The 22,541-nt window shown below is 64.2% G+C and carries 21 protein-coding genes; 13 read left to right on the plus strand and 8 right to left on the minus strand.

Translation table 11 applies throughout. The features are described 5' to 3' along the window. Nucleotides 1-43: 43 nt before the first annotated feature. From ACWDTD_RS16220 to ACWDTD_RS16230, 3 genes are all read right to left on the minus strand, one after another. A complete protein-coding gene (locus tag ACWDTD_RS16220) occupies nt 44-544 on the minus strand; it encodes a hypothetical protein (protein ID WP_449748159.1) in 501 nt (166 codons plus the stop codon). A 127-nt stretch (nt 545-671) separates the two neighbouring features. Continuing rightward, nucleotides 672-2,135: an aldehyde dehydrogenase family protein gene (locus ACWDTD_RS16225; protein WP_449748160.1), complete on the minus strand. Its 1,464-nt coding sequence runs from the start codon at nt 2,133-2,135 to the stop codon at nt 672-674. Nucleotides 2,136-2,198: 63 nt separating this feature from the next. Further along, complete coding sequence (locus tag ACWDTD_RS16230; protein WP_449748161.1) at nt 2,199-3,080, minus strand: acyl-CoA thioesterase; 882 nt, start codon at nt 3,078-3,080, stop codon at nt 2,199-2,201. Nucleotides 3,081-3,246: 166 nt separating this feature from the next. On the opposite strand from ACWDTD_RS16230, the gene ACWDTD_RS16235 reads away from it, so the two are divergent. Then, nucleotides 3,247-4,317 carry a Rieske 2Fe-2S domain-containing protein gene (locus tag ACWDTD_RS16235; RefSeq protein ID WP_449748162.1) on the plus strand — a complete coding sequence of 357 codons (1,071 nt, stop codon included), beginning with the start codon at nt 3,247-3,249 and terminating at the stop codon, nt 4,315-4,317. A 42-nt stretch (nt 4,318-4,359) separates the two neighbouring features. After that, nucleotides 4,360-5,427 carry a 2Fe-2S iron-sulfur cluster-binding protein gene (locus ACWDTD_RS16240; protein WP_449748163.1) on the plus strand — a complete coding sequence of 356 codons (1,068 nt, stop codon included), beginning with the start codon at nt 4,360-4,362 and terminating at the stop codon, nt 5,425-5,427. A gap of 57 nt (nt 5,428-5,484) precedes the next feature. Here ACWDTD_RS16240 and ACWDTD_RS16245 read toward each other — a convergent pair whose 3' ends face one another. Then, nucleotides 5,485-6,735, minus strand: a complete 1,251-nt coding sequence (locus ACWDTD_RS16245) for a CaiB/BaiF CoA transferase family protein (RefSeq protein WP_449748164.1) — start codon at nt 6,733-6,735, stop codon at nt 5,485-5,487. Nucleotides 6,736-6,851: 116 nt separating this feature from the next. Here ACWDTD_RS16245 and ACWDTD_RS16250 point away from each other — a divergent pair, with 116 nt between their 5' ends. Next, nucleotides 6,852-7,700 carry an alpha/beta hydrolase gene (locus tag ACWDTD_RS16250; protein ID WP_449748165.1) on the plus strand — a complete coding sequence of 283 codons (849 nt, stop codon included), beginning with the start codon at nt 6,852-6,854 and terminating at the stop codon, nt 7,698-7,700. Here the strand turns inward: ACWDTD_RS16250 and ACWDTD_RS16255 are convergent. Continuing rightward, a complete protein-coding gene (locus tag ACWDTD_RS16255; RefSeq protein ID WP_449748166.1) occupies nt 7,689-8,459 on the minus strand; it encodes a FadR/GntR family transcriptional regulator in 771 nt (256 codons plus the stop codon). The two genes, ACWDTD_RS16250 and ACWDTD_RS16255, sit on opposite strands and share 12 nt — an antisense overlap. Before the next feature lie 117 nt (nt 8,460-8,576). On the opposite strand from ACWDTD_RS16255, the gene ACWDTD_RS16260 reads away from it, so the two are divergent. Together ACWDTD_RS16260 and ACWDTD_RS16265 are read left to right on the plus strand one after the other, a co-directional pair. Continuing rightward, nucleotides 8,577-9,836: an acetyl-CoA C-acetyltransferase gene (locus ACWDTD_RS16260; protein ID WP_449748167.1), complete on the plus strand. Its 1,260-nt coding sequence runs from the start codon at nt 8,577-8,579 to the stop codon at nt 9,834-9,836. A gap of 39 nt (nt 9,837-9,875) precedes the next feature. Next, nucleotides 9,876-11,546: an FAD-dependent oxidoreductase gene (locus tag ACWDTD_RS16265; RefSeq protein WP_449748168.1), complete on the plus strand. Its 1,671-nt coding sequence runs from the start codon at nt 9,876-9,878 to the stop codon at nt 11,544-11,546. A gap of 49 nt (nt 11,547-11,595) precedes the next feature. Here the strand turns inward: ACWDTD_RS16265 and ACWDTD_RS16270 are convergent, their stop codons facing one another. Further along, nucleotides 11,596-13,191, minus strand: a complete 1,596-nt coding sequence (locus ACWDTD_RS16270; protein ID WP_449748169.1) for a GMC family oxidoreductase — start codon at nt 13,189-13,191, stop codon at nt 11,596-11,598. Between the two features lie 119 nt (nt 13,192-13,310). Here ACWDTD_RS16270 and ACWDTD_RS16275 point away from each other — a divergent pair, with 119 nt between their 5' ends. Beyond that, complete coding sequence (locus ACWDTD_RS16275; RefSeq protein ID WP_449748170.1) at nt 13,311-13,898, plus strand: TetR/AcrR family transcriptional regulator; 588 nt, start codon at nt 13,311-13,313, stop codon at nt 13,896-13,898. A gap of 125 nt (nt 13,899-14,023) precedes the next feature. On the opposite strand, the gene ACWDTD_RS16280 is transcribed toward ACWDTD_RS16275, so the two are convergent. After that, a complete protein-coding gene (locus tag ACWDTD_RS16280; RefSeq protein ID WP_449748171.1) occupies nt 14,024-15,820 on the minus strand; it encodes a TIM barrel protein in 1,797 nt (598 codons plus the stop codon). Nucleotides 15,821-15,920: 100 nt separating this feature from the next. Between ACWDTD_RS16280 and ACWDTD_RS16285 the strand changes: the two genes are divergently transcribed. The 7 genes from ACWDTD_RS16285 (at nt 15,921) to pcaC (ending at nt 22,120) form a co-directional block, all read left to right on the plus strand. Further along, nucleotides 15,921-16,565 carry a TetR/AcrR family transcriptional regulator gene (locus ACWDTD_RS16285; protein ID WP_449748172.1) on the plus strand — a complete coding sequence of 215 codons (645 nt, stop codon included), beginning with the start codon at nt 15,921-15,923 and terminating at the stop codon, nt 16,563-16,565. 313 nt (nt 16,566-16,878) lie between these two features. Beyond that, nucleotides 16,879-17,751 (plus strand): shikimate dehydrogenase, encoded by an 873-nt coding sequence (locus tag ACWDTD_RS16290; RefSeq protein ID WP_449748173.1) that lies wholly within the window; start codon nt 16,879-16,881, stop codon nt 17,749-17,751. 44 nt (nt 17,752-17,795) lie between these two features. Next, nucleotides 17,796-19,139: an MFS transporter gene (locus tag ACWDTD_RS16295; protein ID WP_449748174.1), complete on the plus strand. Its 1,344-nt coding sequence runs from the start codon at nt 17,796-17,798 to the stop codon at nt 19,137-19,139. Nucleotides 19,140-19,199: 60 nt separating this feature from the next. Next, complete coding sequence (gene pcaH / locus ACWDTD_RS16300) at nt 19,200-19,979, plus strand: protocatechuate 3,4-dioxygenase subunit beta (protein WP_449748175.1); 780 nt, start codon at nt 19,200-19,202, stop codon at nt 19,977-19,979. Nucleotides 19,980-19,989: 10 nt separating this feature from the next. Then, nucleotides 19,990-20,544, plus strand: coding sequence for a protocatechuate 3,4-dioxygenase subunit alpha (pcaG, locus tag ACWDTD_RS16305; RefSeq protein WP_449748176.1), 555 nt, complete (start codon nt 19,990-19,992; stop codon nt 20,542-20,544). Then, nucleotides 20,541-21,743, plus strand: a complete 1,203-nt coding sequence (gene pcaB, locus ACWDTD_RS16310) for a 3-carboxy-cis,cis-muconate cycloisomerase (protein ID WP_449748177.1) — start codon at nt 20,541-20,543, stop codon at nt 21,741-21,743. Before pcaG ends, pcaB begins: the two co-directional genes overlap by 4 nt. Beyond that, nucleotides 21,740-22,120 carry a 4-carboxymuconolactone decarboxylase gene (gene pcaC / locus ACWDTD_RS16315; protein WP_449748178.1) on the plus strand — a complete coding sequence of 127 codons (381 nt, stop codon included), beginning with the start codon at nt 21,740-21,742 and terminating at the stop codon, nt 22,118-22,120. The genes pcaB and pcaC overlap by 4 nt, the downstream gene beginning before the upstream one ends. Nucleotides 22,121-22,143: 23 nt before the next feature. On the opposite strand, the gene ACWDTD_RS16320 is transcribed toward pcaC, so the two are convergent. Further along, on the minus strand, nt 22,144-22,404 hold the full coding sequence (locus ACWDTD_RS16320; RefSeq protein ID WP_449748179.1) for a dienelactone hydrolase family protein: 261 nt from the start codon (nt 22,402-22,404) through the stop codon (nt 22,144-22,146). Between the last annotated feature and the right edge of the window lie 137 nt (nt 22,405-22,541).

Below are 22,541 nucleotides of genomic sequence, written 5' to 3' on the forward strand. Positions count from 1 at the left end.
TGGGCACTTTCATGGCCGCCACCGGGCACCCCCACGTGACCGCCTACGGGCAGTCTTGATGGCCACCAGTGGGCAGTTCTACATGTCCCTTGACAAGCCCCTCTTCGACCCACGACATGGTGTCCTCGGTCATCGTCACGCGCCAGGGCGGACCGTCGACGCCCGGCGCCGATGTCCAGGACGCCTGCGTTCCGTCTTCACTCAGTTCGCGCACGACGCCGAGGCTGGTCGCCGCGGCGAAGCCGATCGGATCGATATGGAAAACCCCGTCGTCGTTGAGGGTGGACTGCACCACCAACCCGCTCATTCCGCGATCGTCTCGAGCCGGAATTCGACGGGTCACCTCGAACATCGCACCATCGTCGCCGTCGTCGGCGCGTAGGTTTCCGTAAAGGAAGGTGCCCTCAGGGACGAGTCCGAAGTAGCCACGGGTGTCGAGCATCGCCGCCGGACTGGGCTGATGTGGGCCCAACATCGTCCGCCATCCGAAGTGTCCCTGCGGTGGAAACCGCGTCGCGGTGGATTGTTCTTGCGAGACGGTCACTGACGTACTCTCCTCATGGTTGTCGGTGTGTCGCGGTTGTCGATGTGTCGCGGTTGACGATGTGTCGCGGTTGTTGATGTGTCGCGACCCCGCCCACGGCGTCGAGACTTCTTCAGGCTGAGCACGGTCAGCTCATGTCGATCCATACATTCTTCGGGCGGCTGAATTCCCGTATTCCCTCGATCCCACCGAGCCGTCCGATGCCCGAGCGCTTGTTGCCGCCGAAGGGCGCTGACGATGGAATGCCGAATCCGCCGTTGACCCAGATGTTTCCGGCGTCGAGGGCACTGGCTACGCGGTGAGCGCGTTTGAGGTCGTTCGTGTAGATGTAGCCGGCAAGTCCGTAGGTGGTCCCGTTCGCGATGTCGATCGCGTCGGCCTCGGTGTCGAACGGGATCAGCGATTGGACGGGTCCGAAGACCTCGTTCTGCGCGAGACTCGACGAGGGGTCGACGTCGGCGAAGATCGTCGGACGTATGTAGAAGCCGCCGTCGAGCTCGCTGCCGATTTCCTCGTCGCCTGCAACGAGTTTCGCCGACGACGCGTCGGCGTCCTCGATGATTCCCGTGATCCGGTCATATGCCCGCTGTGAGATGACCGGGCCCATCATGGTGAACGGCTCGACCGGGTCGCCGAGGGGCAGGCCTTTCGCCGCGGCGGCGATGGCCGAGACCGCGTCGTCGTACAGGGCTCGCTGAATGAGCATGCGTGTACCGAGGATGCATCCCTGACCTGACAAGCTCATACAGCCCGCGAGTGCGGCGCCCACCACGACATCCACCGGAGCGTCGTCGAACACGACCACGGCCGATTTGCCGCCGAGTTCGAGTCCGAGCGGTTTGGTGTGTTCAGCGGCATCACGCATGATGGTGGCCGCCGTCGCGGCGCTACCGGTGAAATGGATCTTGTCCACGTCCGGGTGGGTCACCAGCGCTGATCCCGCGTCCGCGCCACCGGGCACGATATTGACGACACCTGGCGGGATGCCTGCCTCGAGGAAGATCTGTCCCATGCGAAGTGCGCTGTACGGCGTGAGTTCCGGCGGCTTCACGACGACCGTGTTACCCGCGGCAAGCGCAGGCGCGACGGTTTGCCCCAGTGCGGTGACCGGACCATTCCACGGAATGATGACCCCCACCACGCCATACGGTTCGTTCAACGAATAGTCCAGAGCAGGTGCCGGCCAGGTCGCGATGACCTCTCCCTGCTGTTTGTCCGCCCAGCCCGCGTTGTACCGGAAGAAGTCGGCTGCGAAGCCCACTTGCGCATTGGCGATGAGCGAGGGCGTGCCGTTGTCGATGATGTTCAGGGTCGCGAGTTCTGCGCCGGCAGCGGTGATCGCGTCGGCAACAGCGAGAAGCCGGTCACGTCGCTGGTCTGCGGTCAGCGCCTTCCACCCGGGTAGCGCCGCGCGTGCCGAGGCCACAGCGCGGTCGATGTCACCGGGTCCGCCGAGAGGGACCTCGCCCGTTGTCTCGCCGGTCGCCGCGTAGACGTGGGCGACAGGGGCGCCGTCAGGACTCGTGTTCACCTCGCCATCCACCAGCACGCCGACTTCTGGCAACACGGACAGGTCAGGCAGTTGCGCCACGGCTGTACCTCCTCGATCGCGGACGCTTGGGTCAGCATCCATAGGTCTCAATAATATAGCTATTTAGGCTTCGTGTTCGGGCAACGGGCGAATCAATCCCTCTTGCGCGACCGAGGCGACGTGTCGGCCATCCGCGTCATAGATGTTGCCCCGGCACAGTCCACGTCCATTGGTCGCGATCGGTGACTCCTGATCGAAGAGCAGCCAGTCGTCCACGCGAAGATCGCGGTGGAACCAGACAGCGTGATCGAGCGACGCCATCTGAACTCCTGGGTGCACGGCCGTAATTCCCTGAGGTGCAACGGATACCGCCAGGAGCGTGAGATCGGAGATGCACGCGAGCAACGCGTTGTGCACCTCCGGATCGTCGCTCTTGATCCGATTACGGGCGCGAAACCACACCTGGCTGCGTGCCGGGACTCCCGTGGTGGACGGCTTCTCGTCCGCCAGTAGCCCTCGCGGCACCGGCCTGACGTCGAGTGCGGGCCACTCGCTGTAGAACATCGGCCACTCGTCGGACGTCGTTCGCGCGAGGGTGTCCACGCCGTGGAGATCGTGCGGGTCGGCGTAGGCGGTCGCGGGATGCTGATGCTCGAACCCGACCTCGTGTGCGTGGTAGGAGACCTGTGCGCTCAGGATCCGGACATCTCCTTGATAGGCGTCGACCGCGCGACCGGAGAACGCTCGCCCATCCCGACTGCTCTCGACGCGGTACTCGATCGGCTCGTCGGCCCGTCCGGCGCGCAGGAAGTGAGCGTGTACGGAATGCGACCGCTTGCCATCGGTGACGGTTGCGCCGGCAGCACGAACCGCCTGTCCAACGACCTGCCCACCGAACACCCGAGGCAACAAAAACCGTCGTGGGTGGCCGACGAACACCGAATCGCCGGTCTGCCTGAGTTCGATCACGTCCGTCAATTCGTCGACCCGGTCTGTCGTGGTCACACTCGTCCTCCGTCTGGGGTGAAGCTTCGCGCGTGGTAGGCCACCGCCGTAGAATCATCTACCTTATTTCACTTTATCTTCCGATGGGCGTTGCGTTGACGCCCGATGCCTTGGTAGGTTTTGTACGCCATAAGAAACAGCCCTATCAGACTCGAGGTGACGGACGATGGCAAAGATGGCCCTCTCCATGAAACCCACCGGGTGGTTCCAGATCGGCTTCTCAGAAGAGGTCGAGCCCGGTCAGATCGTTCCGAAGCACTACTTCGGCAAGGATCTGAACATCTGGCGCACCCAGAGCGGTGAGCTACACGTGTTCAGCGCATACTGCGAACACCTCGGTGCCCACCTCGGATATGGCGGCCGCGTCGAAGGGGACCGCCTGATCTGCCACTTCCATGGTTGGGAGTGGGACACCAGCGGCCGCAACGTCTGCATCCCCTATCAGGACAAGCCCAACCGCGCACGCAAGATTCCTTCGTACCCGGCCGTTGAGGTCAACGAGGGCATCTTCATGTGGCACGACGTCGAGGGCCGCGACCCGCTGTTCGACGTGCCTGACATCTTCACCGACCTGTATGACGACGATGTCACCGCCGACGACTACTACGTCGCGTACCCGAAAGCCACCATCCACGGAGAGAAGCTTGCGCTTCACCCCCAGTTCGTCATCGAGAACGGCGTCGACTTCGCGCACTTCCAGTTCGTCCATCGTGCGGCCAACACCCCAGAGTTCGTCCGCCAGGAATACGACGACTACCACTTCTTCTCCGACTTCCTGATGGACTTCGGCGCCGGCAAGCAGGCAACCGTCCAGACGCCGGACGGCATGGTCAAGGGCGGTGTCAATTCGGTCAACGTCGGCATCTCGATCGGCACCTCACGTTTCTGGGGGCCTGACAACCAGCGCACCCGCGTATGTGTCACACCGGTCGACGACGACACGTCGGACATCTTCCACATGGTGTGGCTGAACAAGGCCGAGGGCGACACATCGCGCGAGGTTCCCGAGAGCATGGACCGCCGCCTGCGGCTGGCCAACAACCAGTTCCTCGCGGACCTCGACATCTGGAAGTACCAGCGCTACACCGAACCGCCAGGGCTCGCCACCGCGGAGGGCAAGGGTTTCCGCACGCTACGGAAGTGGGCAACTCGCTTCTACCCCGACGACCAGGATGGAGCGATGCGAGCGGCAGAGATCTACTCGGACACCGGCCCGAGCGCCGCTGCCAGTCTCTGATTCTGCCGTCCCCACACCCACCGTCCACAGAATGCGTACTACATGACGACCCGTGCCCGCACTCGTGTACTCACCGTCACCGTCACCGTCACCGACGTCATTCAAGAGACGGTGGATGCATCCTCGCTGGTCTTCGGCGGTCCGGCCGTCGAAGGCGGCGACTTCACCTATCGTGCAGGACAATTCGTCACTGTGCGTGTGCCGAGCGAACAGACGGGTTCGGTTGCCCGGTGTTACTCGCTCGCCAGCACCCCGCTGGCGAGCGAGCCACCGAAGGTAACAGTCAAGCGGACATCGACCGGTTACGCATCGAATTGGCTGTGTGACAACGTCGGTCCCGGCGACGAGCTCCAGGTTCTCGCCCCGGCCGGGTTGTTCACGCCACACGATCTTGATGCCGAACTACTCTTGCTTGCCGCAGGAAGTGGCATCACTCCGATGATGTCGATAGTCAAATCGGCATTGCTGTCGGGTGCCCCATCGGTCACGTTGGTGTATGCCAACCGCGATCCCGACTCCATCATCTTCCGCGCTGAACTCGACGCGTTGTCGAGGCAGCATCAGGGGCGCCTGCTCGTCCTTCATCTCTTGGAGTCCGTCCAAGGGTTGCCTGACCCACACAATCTGGCATCACTGGTCGCGCCGTATCTCCACCGCCACGCGTTCATGTGTGGCCCCGCTCCGTTCATGGACGCCGTACGACGCGCATACGACATCGCCGGGGTCTCCCAGGATCTGTTACACGCAGAGGTGTTCCGATCCCTGTCCGGTGACCCGTTCGCGGAGCCTGACACCGAAACAGGTACCGCTGAGGAGATTTCGGAGCAGGAGTCGTCGCCGCCATCCCGACTCGCCGTGAACCTCGATGGCGAGGATCATGAGATTGCCTGGCCCCGCAACAAGACGCTCGTCGACGTCATGCTCGACCACGGTCTCGACGTTCCCTACTCATGCAGATCGGGCGAATGTGGTTCGTGCGCATGCACGGTCGTGTCGGGCAACGTCGAGATGCCTCCGTCTGACGTGCTCGATGACGACGATATCGCCGACGGTTACATTCTCGGCTGCCAGGCGCGACCCACTTCTGACAGCGTATCCATCACGTTCTGACGGTGCGATCTCGCCGATCACAGGTGCGCACCAGCCGATAGCGCGCGCTCGTGCTGCTCACCCTGCGGTTCCGCGGGCCATCATGTCGTCGACCTCGTGCTCGGCGTAGCCGATTTCGAGAAGCACCTCCCTGGTGTGCTGCCCGAGTGCCGGGGCCGGGCGCGCGACATCGAAACCCTCGCCATCGACCATCGCGGGGGATCCCATGTATGTGAAGGGCCCGGCGTCGGGGTGGACTCCTTCGACAATGGCGGCGCGCGCACGGATGTGGCGGTCCGCGGCTACCTCGTCGATGGTGACGGGTGCGGGTCCCAGCGGGAATCGGTGCGCTATCGCCAGCTCAACCCACTCCTGCTGGGTTCGGGTGCCGAAGATCTGGTTGAGTTCGGTGCGCAGGGCGGTCTCGTCACGTCCGAAGTCGACTCCGCCCGTCGACGTGGCATCGTCGTCAACCAGGTCGGCACGGTCGATGGCGCGACAGAAGTTGTTCCAGAATCTGTCCTCGATCGCCGCGAACATGACCACCTTGCCGTCCGCGGTTTCGTAGAACTGATACTTGGCGCCGGTCCACTCGGTGCCATCGAAGGTCGGCAGTGAGCTGCGATCGGTCAACCGAGAATCATTGAGCGCGTATATGACTCCGACGAGGGCCTGAGCGATCACCGCGTCGGATCCGGCGACATCGATGTGGCAGCCGACACCTGTGCGCGAGCGTCGCACAAGCGCTGCGCAGATATGCAATGCCGCGTGAACCGCTGCGGCGGTTGTGGCCTCTCCCCCGCGCTCGGTGCCGCCGAGTCCCGGGGGTGGCAGTGGGTGCATGAGTCCGTCGTCACCACGAGCCATCGGATTGGCGCCGGCGAGTGCCGTCATCAACATGCCGTGAGTGGGAATGGTTCGGTACGGTCCGAACACTCCGAAACCCGAGACGCTGGCATAGACGATTCCGGGGTTGCGCTCGCGCTGCGCTTGGTAACCGATGCCGAGCCTGTCGAGCGCCCCGCCGGCGTTCCCGTCCACGAAGACGTCGGCGCCTTCGAGTAGGCGCCACACCGCTTCTCGTCCCTCATCGGTGCGCGCATCGATGGCAACGCTCCGCTTGTTCCGATTGACCTGTAGGTGCGCGGGGCTGTTGTGCTCGGTGATCTGACCCATGAAGTCGCGCAGATAGTCGCCGCGTCCCGGACTCTCGAGCTTTACGACGTCGGCCCCGAGATCGCCGAGCAACATGCCCAGCGTATCGCCGTTCAGCAATGACGCGGACTCGACAACACGTATCCCTGCCAACAGATCACGTTCCAGCGGCACCGAACGCCCACCTCTCCTCGGGGTCGCCAGCGCGACCTACTATCAGGGTAATCATTAAGCTATTACGTTAGCGTGCTTTCATGAGACACGAAAACGTCCCCTCGTGAGGAGATTTGGTGACAACCCGCCACGTTGAGTACGCCACACAAAGTGGTCTGACGATAAGCGCACGCATAGCCGAGGTCGATCACCCCCGGACCACGATCCTCGCCCTGCACGGCGGCGGACTCCATTCGGGCTATTTCGATGGGCAGACCACCAGCGACGTTTCGCTACTCGAACTCGGCCGCACACTCGGCCACACGGTGATAGCGGTCGACCGCCCCGGATACCGTGGCGGCGCGGACAAGGTCACCGACGAGCAGACAACCCTCAGCGGACAGGCTGCCCTCCTGTGGGAGTTTCTCGACGCGACAGTCGCCGAAACGTCACCCATCGCCCTGATGGGACATTCATTCGGATCGATGGTGGCCGTGACGATGGCCGCCGAGGCGTCTGGGCGTCCGCTGTGCGGCATCGAGATCAGCGGAGTGGGTTCCCACTATTCCGAGGCGCTGCAGACCGACCCTGATCGCGCCGCGTCACGCCGAACGCACTGGGGGCACGAGTACTTCTATCCCGAAGGCACATTTGACCCCGGAGTGCGTCCGCACGCCGTGATACCGGGAATCGAGACCGGCGAGGCTCTCGATTGGCCTGACCGGGTGGCACATACGGCGTCACGAGTGGTTGTCCCGGTGTCGATCACGGTCGCAGAACTCGAGGTGAACTGGTCGAACACACCCGAGCAGTTCGCCGGTCTGTTCACCGCCGCGCCGCGCGTTGTCGTGCAACAGCAGATCGACAGCGGTCACAACATGAGCCTCGGCTACACCGCGCGGCCATACCACCTGCGGACTATCGCCTTCTTCGAGGAATGCGTACTGCACGAGCGGATGTCGGCAGCAGCGCGTTCAGCTCAATAGATCCAGTACCGAATCGCCGATACCGGACTCTTTGAGGTACGCACCTGTGGCGGCGACCTGTCGACGCCAGAGTGCCTCGGCTGCAGACGCGTCGCGTGCCTCGACGAGTTTGACCAACTTGGCGTGAGCGCGGATACCGCGGCGACCGGCTTCGGCGCGTGTGTCAGCGGAAAGAGCCGGCTCGACCAGGTGTTGGCGCGTCGCCACGTCGATGATGTCGCGCAACTGCCCTACCAGCACTCGTAGTGTCACGTTGTCCACGAATTCGAGTATCAACCGGTGAAATTCGAGTTGCCGGGTGATCAGTGCCGCCTCATCGTCAGCGGCGTCACGTTCAGCGCACACCGCGGCGTCGAGTGCGGCCACCTGATCGGGAGTGCGCGTTCTGGCGAGTATGGCTGCGCACGCGCCTTCCAATGCGCACGCCGCAGCGAAGACGTCATCGATGGTCGCTGCACGGTATTCGAGTGCCACGCCCAGGTACCGGGCAGCTGTCTCGACATTCGGCGTCGACACCAGGGCTCCCCCGCGCGATCCGCGTCGGACCTCGAGCAATGACTCCGAGTCCAGGACGCGGAGTGCCTCTCGCAGGGTCGGTCGAGACACACCGAACTCTTTGAGCAACTCGGCTTCGGGAGGTAACGGGAAGCCTTCGGCGATTTCGCCTGCCACGATCCGTCGGCGCAACTCGTGAGCAACTCTCTCGGACGCACGCGGTGACCGCGCGGTGTCTGATCCTGCAGAGGTTGGCTTGCCCATAACTGCACAACAGTACTTGCCGTCGCCGGCGCTCGGGGTGAAGTGCTCGGCGCACCTTGCTCGTCCCGGCGGCGCTGTGTCTATAGTGATATATGATTAAGCTATATAGGAGGCTCCATGCCTGAAGCTGTCATCGTGGCAGCCGCACGCACGCCGGTCGGACGGGCGTTCAAGGGTGCACTCACCACCGAGCGTGCCGACGACCTGTGTGTTGCGGCTATCACCGCGGCACATGAGCAGGTGCCGCAGATGTCGTCTGACGATGTGAACGACCTCATCGTGGGGTGCGGAGCTCCGGGAGGCGAACAGGGATTCAATCTCGCACGCGTCGTTTCCGTCCTTCTCGGCTGGGACAACACTCCGGGTACGACGGTCACTCGTTACTGCGCGTCGAGTCTCCAAGCCGCCCGTATGGCCATGCACGCCATCCGGGCAGGCGAGGGTTCCGCGTTCGTCGTGGCCGGAGTGGAGACGGTGAGCCGGTCGCGGCGCGGCACCAGCGACAGTCCCCCGGTCAGTGCCGATGCCGACCCCCGCGACCGAACGGCGAACCCGTGGCTCAACCCCAGGTTTGCCGACGCGCAATCGCGGACCCGCACGCGGGCGACGGGCGTCGACGACGCGTGGGTGGACCCACGGGCATCCGGCGGACTTCCCGACGTCTACATCGCGATGGGTCAGACAGCCGAGAACGTCGCCGAGATGGCCGGAGTGTCTCGGCACGATCAGGATGTGTTCGCGCACCGTTCGCAGAACCGCTATGCGCTGGCCGCCGAGGCCGGTTTCTGGGCACGGGAGATCACCCCGATCGCAACAGCAGACGGCTCCAAGGTCGAGGTCGACGAGTGCCCGAGACCGGGCACCACCATGGACAAGTTGTCGCAGCTCAAACCTGTGTTTCGTCCCGATGGCACGGTGACGGCGGGTAACGCCTGCCCACTCAACGACGGTGCCGCGGCACTGATCATCATGAGCGACGTGCGTGCTCGTGAACTCGGAATAGCACCGCTGGCGCGAATCGTGTCCACCGGACTGACCGCGCTTTCCCCGGAAATCATGGGATTGGGCCCGGTCGAGGCCACCAACGAGGCACTCGAGAACGCCGGGATGAGCCTTGCCGACGTCGATCAGTTCGAGATCAACGAAGCATTCGCAGCGCAGGTCATCGCATCCTGCCGATACCTCGGAATCGACGAGGAACGCGTGAACCTCAATGGTGGGTCCATCGCCGTGGGACACCCCTTCGGTATGACCGGTGCGCGCATCGCCACGACTCTCATCAATTCACTCCGGTGGCACGATCACTCCATCGGCGTGGAAACGATGTGCGTGGGCGGGGGCCAGGGCATGGCGATGGTTCTCGAGCGCATGAACTGAGCGACTCACGGCGAGCGATTCCAGGAGTACGAAACAAACATGGCTCACGTCATAACCCGACCGTGCTGCAACGACGCGTCCTGTGTCAGCGTCTGCCCGGTGAACTGCATTCATCCAACGCCTTCTGAGCCGGACTTCGCTGTGGCCGAGATGCTCTACATCGATCCGCAGACCTGCATCGACTGCGGTGCCTGTATCGATGAGTGCCCGGTGGAAGCGATCGTTCCCGACGATGCGCTCGAGGCCGGGGACGAGGCGTATCTGGAGATCAACGCCGCCTACTACCGCGACCACCCCGTCGACTCGGGAATCATGGAACCGTCGAAGCCGCCGAAGCTTCCCGACGAAGACTTCGAGGTCGCCATCGTCGGCGCCGGTCCATCCGGCTTCTACGTAGCCGAGCAACTCGTACGGCATCCGCGTGTACACGTCCACATGTTCGACCGACTTCCGACGCCCTACGGTCTGATCAGAGCGGGAGTCGCCCCCGACCATGCGGCAACGAAGAACGTCGAGCGCACGTTTGCAGCCGTTGCCGCCAAACGCAACTTCACTTATCACTTGGATGTCGAGGTCGGCACGCATATCACCCACGCGGAACTGACCGAGCGTTTCCATGCGGTTGTGTATACGACCGGGGCGTCGGGTGACCGTACTCTCGGAGTACCCGGGGAAGACCTCGAAGGCGTCGTCGCCGCAACCGATTTCGTTGCCTGGTACAACGGCCATCCCGATCATGTCGATGACCACTACGATCTGAGCGGTTCGCGGGCGGTGGTGATCGGTAATGGCAACGTGGCACTCGATGTGGCGAGGATCCTCACTCGAGACCCGGCGATACTGGCCACAACCGATATCGCGGACCATGCCCTCGAGGCGTTGCGTTCGTCGAGAATCGAAGACGTCGTCATTCTCGGTCGGCGCGGGATCGCGCAAGCCGCCTACACCAACAGCGAGTTCTTGGCGCTCACCAACCTCGACGACGTGGATGTGATCATCGACGCTGCGGAACTCTCACTGGATCCGGCGACAAAGCGCGCAGTCGAGGCGGGTTCCATCGATTCGACCATCGAGACCAAAATCCGGCTGGCCCATCAGGTTGCCGAACGCCCTGCCCGGGGAGCGCACCGTCGTATCACGTTCACGTTCCTGAGTTCACCTCGACGATTGCTCGGCGACCAACGCCTGGAAGCGGTTGAAGTCGGACGAAACGAGTACAGCGACAGCGGCGCCGGCGCTGTGGTTGCGTCTTCCGAGGAGGCCGTGGAACTCGATGCGTCGCTGGTCATCAGGGCCGTCGGCTACCGCAGCCACGGCATCGATACCGTGCCCTACAGTACGACGACGAGCACGATTCCGAATGTTGCCGGCCGCGTGCATGATTCACAGGATCAAACTCTGGCAGGGGTCTACGTCGCGGGGTGGATCAAGCGTGGCGCCACCGGCGGCATAGGCCAAAACCGCCAATGCGCCACCGAGACCGCGCGCGCGATCCTCGATGACCTCGTCGCCGGGGTCCTCCCCGCGCCCACACGCGACACCTCGGATCTCGACGACCTGCTCACGGCTGCCGGCACGCAACCGATTGGGCTCGACGGCTGGAAGCGGATCGATGCCCACGAGCGCGCCGCTGGAAAGCCGGCTCGGCGGCCGCGGCAGAAGATCGTCGACAGGACGATACTCCGAGCGATTGCCTGTGCAACCGAGTAGTCCGTGACGCGGAAGTGTCGGCCCGGTTCTCCCGGGCCGACAACGCAATTCAGCTCTGCGAGGCGATGATCTTGTCCGCGACGATCCAGGCACCGGCCATGGTCGGCGCATTGTTGTTGCCTGCGGTCAGATGCGGGAAGACAGATGCGTCCACCACGCGAAGACCGTCGACACCCCGAACACGCAACTCGGAATCGACCACGTCATCGTCGTCCGGACCCATCGAGGCGGTACCCAATGTGTGGTAGCCCGAGGCACCGTAGGTCTTGCCGAACTCGACGATGGCTTCGTCGCTGTCGACCGTGGGTCCCGGGGCCACTTCGCGCAGCAGATGCGCACCGAGCGGCTCGGTGTGCAGGATCTCTCGGGCACGACGTACTCCATTGACAAGAGTCGTGCGATCGGCTTCAGCCTCCAGGAAGTTGGTCACGATCGTGGGCCGCACATCGGGGTCCGGGCTGGTGATGTGAACCGAGCCGCGACTCTGTGGGCGAACCGGGAACACGAGCATCATGAGTCCCGGAGTCTTTGCCGGCGTGGGCACTTCGGGCTTCGTCGGGTCGAGCGAGATCGGCGTGAACATCACGTAGACGTCCGGACGCTCCTGTGCGGGATCGCTCTTGAAGTACCCGAGTGCGTTGTATCCGCCGAAGGAGATCACGCCCTGCCGACTGAACAGATACTTGAAGCCCGTCCAGAGCTGCCGGACCGGGTTACTGAGTTCCTTGTTGTAGCTGGGGGTGTCGACCGTGTGGTACATCAACGACACACCGCGATGCTCGCTCAGGTTCTCGCCGACCTTCGGGCTGGCGACGACAACCTCGACGCCTGCTTCTTTCAGCACGTCGGGGTTGCCGATGCCCGAACGCTCGAGGATGGTCGGCGTGTCGAGAGCGCCGGCAGCCAGTAACACTTCGTTGCGCGCGCGCAACGTCTGAGACTGTCCCTTGGTCCGTGCGATGACTCCCACGGCCTTGGTGCCTTCGAGGAGCACACGGTCGACCTCGGTGTGCTTGAGCACGGTCAGATTCGGCCGTTTGAGAGCGGGCTTGAGGAACGCGGAATCGGCGCCGACACGTGCACCGTTACGGATGTTCGACGAGGTGTAGCCGACTCGTTCGATGTCGCTACCGTTGAGATCCTCGACCGTTGCCAGTCCGTGGGTGTTGGCTGCCTCGAACAGCCGCTCCGTCGTCAGGTCACCGGGATACGCGCGTGAGACATGCACCGGTCCACCGGCACCACGCACGGGCGACTCGCCGAGCTCGTGGTCTTCGATTTCCTTGAATGCCTTGACGAATGCGTCCCAGTTCCAGCCGGGATTGCCGGCGTCTTCGATGGCGTCGTAGTCCGGCGCCCAGCCGCGATTCCAGACCATGCCGTTGATCTCCGTCGATCCTCCGAGCATGCGTCCGCGTTCCCACGTCTCGTGATCAGTGGGAAATCGCTTGGTGAAGAACTTCGAGGTGCGCGGGTCATAGGCGGTGAAGAAGAACGCCTTGGGTACGGCGGTGATCGGCCGCGGGTTGTCGCTGCCTGCCTCGATCAGCAGCACACTCGTCGCCGGGTTCTCACTGAGCCGGTTCGCCAGAATGCTGCCTGCCGCACCTGCGCCCACGATGACGTAGTCGAATGTCGTGTCCACTATGGAGCCTCCTTGCCGGGAACCGGCGCCCTCTGCGCGAGCGCGTCGCGCCCCTATACATTGCTTACCATCTATTAGTACACTCAGTGTAAGAAATAAATTCCCACACGGAGAAAGTGATGCCAGCCAAGCCAGGCCGACCGCCGAAGATCGCCCCCAACCACGTCGTTGCCATCGCGGCCAAGCTGTTCGCCGAGAAGGGTTTCGACTCGGTGACAATGGACGACGTCGCGTCCGCGGCAGGTATCTCGCGAAAGGGTTTGTTCCTCCACTTTCCTTCCAAAGGGGACCTGATCTGGCACCGGTCGGGACCGTTCGTCGATCGTCTACACGCGGCAATCTCCGCCGAGACCAGTGACTCCAAGACAGCAGTCGAGACCGCGATCATCGCCGGCTTCGCGGATGTGGATCTGGACTCCGACACGCTCCGACGACAGATCCTCTTGCACCAAGGTGACAGCAGTGTGCGTGAAATGGTCGAGAACCGTAGTCGCGAGTGGCGGGCGATCATCTCCCAGAGATTCCGCGACGACGGCGTCGATGACGTAATGGCCTCGATCATCGCCTACGGCTACTGGCGGGTCATGTGGTCTGCGATGGACGACTGGGCCGTCGAGGGTGGCGACATCGCCGACATGACGGCACGTCGACTTCGATGGTTCGCCCCCGTCGTCGACACGATGATCGCCCACGGAAACCCCTTCTAACGCAACGTTTTTGTGCGTCTCAGCGTGGTTTTGCATTCCGTGGAAGGTGAACTGTTCACCCCAGCGCTAGGTTGAACTGCACCGACGTGCGGCATGGCGCTGTTCACGAGATCGGGATCTGCGTACTACCGACCACGCTGCGCGGCCAGCCGGACCGGCGCGTTGTCCACTCCGTACCCGTCGTAGTGGTCGAACCGCTGGAGGAACTCGAAGAACACCGAACCCACTGTGCGCGTGTAGAAGTGGATGAAGTATCCGCCCGCCGGACCGGGGCCGCGGTCATAGAGCAGGTCGAGCGCCTGCAGCTGGTCGACGACGGCATCGTCGAGGCCGAAACGTCCCCGCAGGTAGTCGTAGTAGTTGTCGGGCACGCCGAGGAACTCCAGTCCGGCGGCGTGCGCGGCGCGCGCCACCGCAATGACGTCGCGGCACCCGAACGCGACGTGGCGAGGCAACGCGGCGCGCCCCGACCCGGCATCCTCCAGCGCGTGCGGTGCGACGTTCAGCGGGAGGCGGATCGAGGCGTCGACGGTGCGTAGCACCTGCGAGCGCACCAGGCCGGTGGGACCGGGCACCTCGGTGGGTGTGTCGGCGGTGAGGCCGAACACGCTGCTCAGGAACAGCGTGGTGTCCTGCGAGGACCGCCAGGACTGGGTGAGGTTCACATGGTCGATCGACACGATGTCGTCCGCCACGTGGGGCAGCCCGTCGCGGAACTCGTCGACCCATGACGGCGCACCGTCCCGGGGCTCGTCGACCCAGAAGAACTCGGTGCCGTCGGGGGCGAGCGCCGCTCCGAAACTCTGCTCGGAGGCGTAGGTGCGACGGTAGGCGACCGGCGCCATGAGGTCGGCGGCCCGCTGCGACATCGCGTCCGCGTCGGGCACCAGCAGCCCCACCGCCGCCACATGGGGCACTTCGTCGCGCGCCTGCTGTTCATTGAGCACCACCCGCGCTTTCCCCGACGCCCACAGCGAAACCGGCTTGCTCCGGTGACGTCCGCGCGGGGTGAAGCCGAGTTGCCCAAGGAGGACCTCCACCTCGCTGGTGTCCTCGGCCTTGATCTCGACGAAGTCGAATCCGCTGGGCGGCTTGGCATCCGAGATCGGGATCAGATCGAGCGAATCCTGCAGCCAGAGCAGTGATCGCAGCGCATGCACGGCGGTGCGTGCCGGATCGGTTTGACGAAACGTGTCGTTGAAGACCTCCAGCGAGAGCGGGCCGTTGTATCCGGCGGCGAGTACGTGACGGACGAAGCCGGCCAGATCGAAGGCTCCCTCACCTGGAAAGAGCCGATGGTGGCGGCTCCACGAAAGCACGTCCATCGACAGTGCCGGTGCGTCCGCCAACTGGAGAAAGAAGATATTGTCGCCCGGGATCGACTCGATCGCCGCGGGATCGTGGCCGCGCGAGAGGACGTGGAAGCTGTCCAGACACAGACCGACTTTCGGGTGATCGGCGAGGTCGACGATGCGCCAGCTCCGCCGGTAGTCGTCGACGAAACGTCCCCAGGCGAGCGCCTCGAACGCGATGCGGATGCCGTATCCGGCCGCCAGATCGCCGATCCGGCGCAACTGCTGCGCCGACGTCTCGTCGGAGTCGATGGTCGCGGTGGCGACGTTGCTGCACACCAGGACGAGATCGATGCCCAGGCGCTGTGCGGTGGCAAAGGTCGCGGCCGTGCGACGCAGATTGTCAACGAAGGTGTCCTCGTCGACGCCTTCGAGGTCTCGCAGCGGCTGATAGAGGTACAGCGAGAGGCCGAGCCGCGCGGCCAGAGCGCGGATCTCTTCGGGTGAGTGGTCGCTGGAGATCAGATCGGGCTCGAAGATCTCCACACCGTCGAAACCCGCTGCGGCGCACGCGTGCAGTTTCTCGACGAGTGATCCGGATATCGATACGGTGGCGATCGAGGTCTGCATCACATCAATGTACCGAACGGTTCATTATTGGACAAGCGTGTTGCGGCGGCCGTGGACCGGTTGGAACGTACACGATCGTGCACGAAGTAAGCTGCCGATCGTGGCAGCCAAGCCGAAAGCAGAACTCCAGCGCGACGCCGAGCGCACACGTGCAGAACTGCTCGCGGTGGCCACCGAGGTGTTCGCCGAATCCGGCTACTCCGGGGCCCGGGTCGACGAGATCGCCGAACGCACCCGCACCACCAAGCGGATGATCTACTACTACTTCGGCGGAAAAGAAGGGCTCTACCTCGCGGTTCTGGAGAACGCCTACCGCGGTATCCGCCAGGCCGAGCAGAAGCTGACCGTCGACCACCGCGATCCCGTCGAAGCGATCCGCCGTCTCGCCGAGGTCACCTTCGATCACCACATCGCCCACGACGAGTTCATCCGGCTGGTGTCGATCGAGAACATCCACCGGGGTGAGTTCATCCGCAAGCTCGCCGACCTGCCGCAGTTGTCGACACCGGCAACATCGCTCCTCGACGAGATCCTCACCGACGGACGCGAGAGCGGCGTGTTCCGCGACGACGTCACCGCACTCGACGTGCACCTGGTGATCAGCTCCTACTGCGTGTTCCAGGTCGCCAATCGGTACACCTTCGGCTACCTGTTCAGCGTCGACCTCGCCGAGGTCTCGCAGCGCGCTCACCTGCGCCGAATGATCGGCGACGTGGTGGTCGGCTGGCTCACCAGCGCGACCTGATCCGACGAATTCGGCGGCGACGATCCGGACCTGCGGGACCGCCGCCGACCTCCCCATCCGAAACTTGGGGACGGATTCCTTCCCCGAGGTTCAGAGTCTTCCCCGTGAAACTTCCCGGGGAGGACTCCAAGAGTAGGGGAAGGATCTTCTTCCCCTACTTTTTGCGAGCCGTGAGTAGCACTTCGCCGACACGGCGCGGGAAGCCGTACTCCAGCGTCTGAGCGATACCGATCACACGAAAGTCTTGACGCGACGAGGGTCATAGTGCTCTACTCATTTGCGAACGTACTAGTTCGTACATTACGGAGGCACCATGACAACGAGCACCGGTAGCTATCTCGTCGGCCTCATCGGCACCGGAGTGGGCCCGTCGCTGACCCCCTCGATGCATATGGCAGAGGGCCGGGCGCAGGGGATGGACTACGTCTACCGCACCATCGACCTCGACACCCTCGGCATCGCACCTGCCCGCGTCGGAGAGGTGCTGCGCTGGGCTCGTTCGCTCGGCTTCGACGCCGTCAACGTCACCCACCCGTGCAAACGACTGGTGCTCGATCACCTCGACGCGGTGGACCCGGTGGCCGCAACCCTCGGCGCGGTGAACACGGTTCGGTTCACCGACCACGGAACCATCGGATACAACACCGACACAACAGGTTTCGCGCACGGTTTCGCCGAGGGCCTGCCCGGCGCGGCGCTCGACGACGTCGTGCTGGTGGGTGCCGGCGGAGCGGGAACCGCGGTAGCCGACGCAATGGCGCGGTTGGGCAGCACACACCTCACCGTGGTCGACATGGACGTCGATCGCGCCACCGCGCTGGCCACCGAGCTCGCCGCGCGATACCCGCTCGTCCGCATCGACGCATCGGCATTCGACAAGTTGTCGGTGCTGCTGCCCGAGGCAACCGGCGTCGTGCACGCCACCCCCACCGGGATGGCCGAACACCCCGGAATGGCGTTTGACGCCGGGCTGCTGCATCCCGCGCTCTGGGTCGCCGACATCGTCTACCGCCCCCTCGACACCGCACTTCTCCAGGCAGCCCGCAGGGCCGGTTGCCGCACCCTCGACGGTGGCCACATGGCCGTTCACCAGGCCGTCGACGCATTCGCCCTGATCACCGGGACAGTCCCGGACGCCCACCGTATGTCCCGCCACTTTCGCGCACTCGTCGCAAACCCGTCCTGAACACACCTCATCCAGAGCACAATCACCGTCAAGGAGTCCACGCCATGACCACCATCGACAACCCGAGCACGGAAGACATTCCGGTGCGCACCCCGAAACGAGCTGCGCTGGCCAGCTTCATGGGCAGCGCCGTGGAGTACTACGACTTCTTCCTGTTCGGGTCGGCGGCCGCACTGATCTTCCCGCACATCTTCTTTCCCGACGATGACGGCGCCGCCCTGGTCATGTCGTTCATGACGTTCGGGTTCGCCTACATCGCCCGGCCGATCGGCGCCCTGGTGCTCGGCCACTTCGGCGACCGTATCGGACGCCAGCGGGTGTTGATGTTCACGCTCGTCCTGATGGGGTTGTCGACGTTCCTCATCGGATGCCTGCCGACCTTCGGCCAGATCGGCTGGTTCGCGCCGGCACTGCTGGTGATCTGCCGACTAATGCAGGGCTTCTCGGCCGCCGGCGAGCAGGCCGGGGCGAGTTCGCTGACGCTCGAACACTCCCCCGATCATCAGCGCGCCTTCTACACCTCGTGGACGCTCACCGGTACGCAGGGCGGTCTCATCCTGGCGTCGCTCATCCTCATCCCGTTCATGTCGCTGCCCGACGACGCCAAGTACTCGTGGGGCTGGCGCGTCCCGTTCTGGCTGTCCGCAGTCGTGGTGCTCATCGCCTATTTCATCCGCCGAGAATTGCACGAGACCCCGCAGTTCGCCGAGGCCAAGGAGGCCGGCACCATCGCGCGCATGCCGCTCATCCCGTTGCTGCGCAACCATTGGCGTGACGTACTGCGCGTGATCTTCTGCGCCTTCATCGCCGCGGTGTCGACGGTGTTCGCCAATCTCGCCCTCGCCTACGGCAAGAAGGTGGGCCTCGAGGCCGACCTCACCCTGTGGCTCGTCGTCGTCGCCAACATCGGCGCGCTGATCACCCAGCCGATGTTCGGCAAACTCGCCGACCGGATCGGCCGCAAGCCGGTGTTCATCTACGGCGCAGTCGCGTCGGCGGTGCTGATGCCCTTCTACATGCTCTCGATGAGCCAGGACAATCACCTGATCACCTTCGCACTGGCAATCGCGACATTCTCCTTCGGTTACGCCGCCGCCAACGCCGTCTGGCCGTCGTTCTACGGCGAGATGTTCTCCACCGAGGTCCGCTTCTCGGGCATGGCCATCGGCACCCAGCTCGGCTTCCTGATGGCCGGTTTCGCACCGTCGATCGTCGCGGCCATGGGCGGCGTGCGCGTAGGCGGATGGACAGTGATCAGCCTGTTCACCGCGGTCGTCTGTGCGATCGCGGCGGCCGCGGCGCTCACCGCACGCGAGACCAAGGACATCCCCACCGACCAGCTCGGACACGCCGATGCCGAACCGGTCAAAGAGCTTGTCCATCAGTGACTTCCGCCCACCACCGTCTTCAGGTCGGCCCGGTCGACCACTTACTTTCCGAGGTACATCATGACCACGATCATCAACACCGATCCCGACAGCGCATCGGCCACCCAGGCCCAGATCAACACCGAGATTGCCGCCATCGAGACCGCCTATCAGCACACGGGGGTGGAGGAGACCCAGCCGCGGCTGGACTATCCGCCCTACCGCAGCAGCCTGCTGCGTCATCCCACCAAAGACCTGCATCACGCCGATCCCGAGGACATCGAACTGTGGACTCCGGCGTTCGGTACTCGTGATGTGCATGCACTCGAATCGGATCTGACAATCCAGCACAACGGCGATCCGATCGGTGAGCGGCTCATCGTCACCGGCCGCGTCCTCGACGGTGACGGTCGACCGGTTCGCCGGCAGCTCGTCGAGGTGTGGCAGGCCAACGCCGCCGGACGCTACGTCCACAAACGCGACCAGCACCACGCGCCCATCGATCCCAACTTCACCGGTGTCGGCCGATGCCTGACCGACGACGACGGCTGGAACAAGTTCACCACGATCAAACCCGGACCCTACCCGTGGAAGAACCACCACAACGCGTGGCGTCCGGCGCACATCCACTTCTCGCTGTTCGGAACCGAATTCACCCAACGCATGATCACCCAGATGTACTTCCCCGGCGATCCGCTGTTCACACTCGATCCGATCTATCAGTCGATCACCGATCAGAAGGCGCGCGACCGTCTGGTGGCCACCTACGACCACGACGTGGCCACCCATGAGTGGTGCACCGGATATCGTTGGGACATAGTACTTTCCGGCACAAATCGCACCGCGTTCGAAGAAGAGTGAGGACCATATGATGAGTGCACTGCTAGCCGCGACCCCCGGCCAGACGATCGGCCCCTTCTACGGATTCGCGCTACCTTACGACCGCGGCGACGAACTGGTTCCGCCGCGGACACCCGGCGCGATCCGGTTTCACGGCACCGTCACCGACGGTGACGGAAAGCCTGTGCCCGATGTGATGCTCGAGATCTGGCAGGCCGACGCCGACGGCGCCATTCCCGGCGTACCCGGGTCGCTGCGGCGCGACGGCTGGACGTTCACCGGGTGGGGACGTGGACCGACCGACGACGCAGGCGACTTCTCCTTCACCACAGTCGAACCCGGCGCAGTGAAACCCGGTCATGCGGCGTTCATCATGGTCACCGTCTTCGGCCGCGGGTTGCTCAACCGCCTGTTCACCCGAGCCTACGTGCCGGGACCGGCACTCGAGACCGACCGACTGCTCCAGTCCGTGCCCGTGGATCGACGTCACACTCTCATCGCCGAGCGCGACGAGAACGGCCTCCGCTTCGACATCCGACTCCAGGGCGACGACGAGACCGTCTTCCTGGCCTACCCGGGAATATGACCGACCTGTTCTGGCCCGGGGATCACCGCGCGGGCGACCTGATGTCGGATGCGGCGTTCGTGAATGCTCTTGTCACCATTGAGAATGTGTGGCTACGCTGCCTGGTCGACAGCGGCGTCGCACCCGCCGATGCTGCCGTCGACCTGACGCGCTTGCTCGGCGCCGACGACGTCGAGCAACTCGCTGCCGGTGCGGAGCGCGACGGGAATCCGGTGACCGGACTGGTCGCATTGCTCCGAGATCGCGCGCAAGGCATTGCCGCACAGTGGATTCACCGGGGACTCACCAGCCAGGACGTCGTCGACACCGCACTGATGCTGTGCCTGCGGGATGCCGTCGCCCAGGTCCGCAGAGATGTGAACGAGCAGATTCGCGTCCTGTCCGGGCTCGTCGAGAAGTATCGCGATGCACCGATGCTCGCCCGCACACTCACCCAGCCCGCGCTCCCGAGCACCGTCGGGAAGAAGTTCGCGGTGTGGTTGTCGGGCGTGCTCGATGCCGTGTCGACACTGGATTCCGTGCCGCGGTTCGCCGTGCAGATGGGTGGTGCGGCAGGCACGTTGGCTGCGACCACCGAGCTGACCGGCTCCCCGGACGCGGCGGTCGCGCTGTCCGACGCTCTCGCCGATCGGCTCGGTCTGGCACGCTCGCTGCCGTGGCACACCACGCGTGCGCCGATCACCCGGGTCGGCGATGCCCTGGTCGGCTGCACCGACGCCTGGGGCCACATCGCCGACGACGTCCTCGTCGGGAATCGTAGTGGGATAGGCGAATTGGCCGAGAGTGCGGGCGGCGGATCGTCGACCATGCCACACAAGAGCAATCCCATGCTCTCCGTACTCATCCGCCGCGCCGCACTTGCCGCGCCCGCCCTGGGCGCGACACTGCACCTCGCGTCGGCGAGCAGCATCGATGAGCGCACCGACGGTGGCTGGCACGTCGAGTGGTCCACCTTGCGTACCGTGGCCCGACGCACCGTCGTCGCTGCGGGACAATCAACAGACCTGCTCAGTGGGCTGCGCGTCGACGCCGACCGCGCTCGCGCCACTCTCGAAGCAGCACAGGGCATTCTCACAGAGCAGACAACGATGGCCGACCTCGCCGGCCACGCACCTGCGGGAACCTACCTCGGCGCCGTCGACATTCAGATCGACACCATCCTCGACCGTGCCCGCCACCACCTGAAGGAGTCGTCGTGACCAGAGCCGAATCGACCTACGACGCCGGCATGTCGGTGCGCCGCGAGGTGCTCGGCAATGAGCACGTGGATCGTGCCGTCGCAGCCACCACCGGGTTCACCGAGGACTTCCAGGATCTCATCACCCGGTACGCGTGGGGCGAGATCTGGACCCGCCCCGGGCTGGATCGAAAAGCGCGGTCGATGATCACACTGACCGCCCTCATCGCCCGTGGTCATCACGAAGAGTTCGCGATGCACGTGCGCGCCGCCCTGCGCAACGGGCTGACCCCCGACGAGATCAAAGAAGTGATCCTGCAGAGCGCGATCTACTGCGGCGTCCCGGATGCGAACACGGCCTTCCGGATCGCGTCGGGTGTCCTCGCGGAGGAGGGGTGAGGAGGCCAGATGCTCCAGCGCTGTCACCGAACGGTCTCCGCGAACCGGGCGGCCAGAAATGCGAAGACACGCAACCAGGCATCCGCCGACGCTTCGGCGTCGTAGGACATTCCGACAATACGCACCAACGCGGGCGGCACCTGGTCGTCGAGATGGTTCGCGAAGCTGTGCCCTATTCCCGGGTACGTCTTCGTGTCGTGCTCGATCCCGTACTTGTCCAGCTTCCGGTTGAGACGCCGCTCCCCCTGCGGCACAAAGACATCGCGGGAACCGAACGACGCCACGACCGGGCTCCACGATGATCACTGCTCGGCAGTCCCCGGAGGTCGGATGAGTTGTCAAGGTGCGGTATCGCAAGGCCAGGGAAGGGAAGTAGCCGCGCGGTGCTCCGGCGGTGCGTATTTCGTGTGATTCCCTGGGT

This window comes from Gordonia sp. NPDC003425, assembly GCF_053588635.1.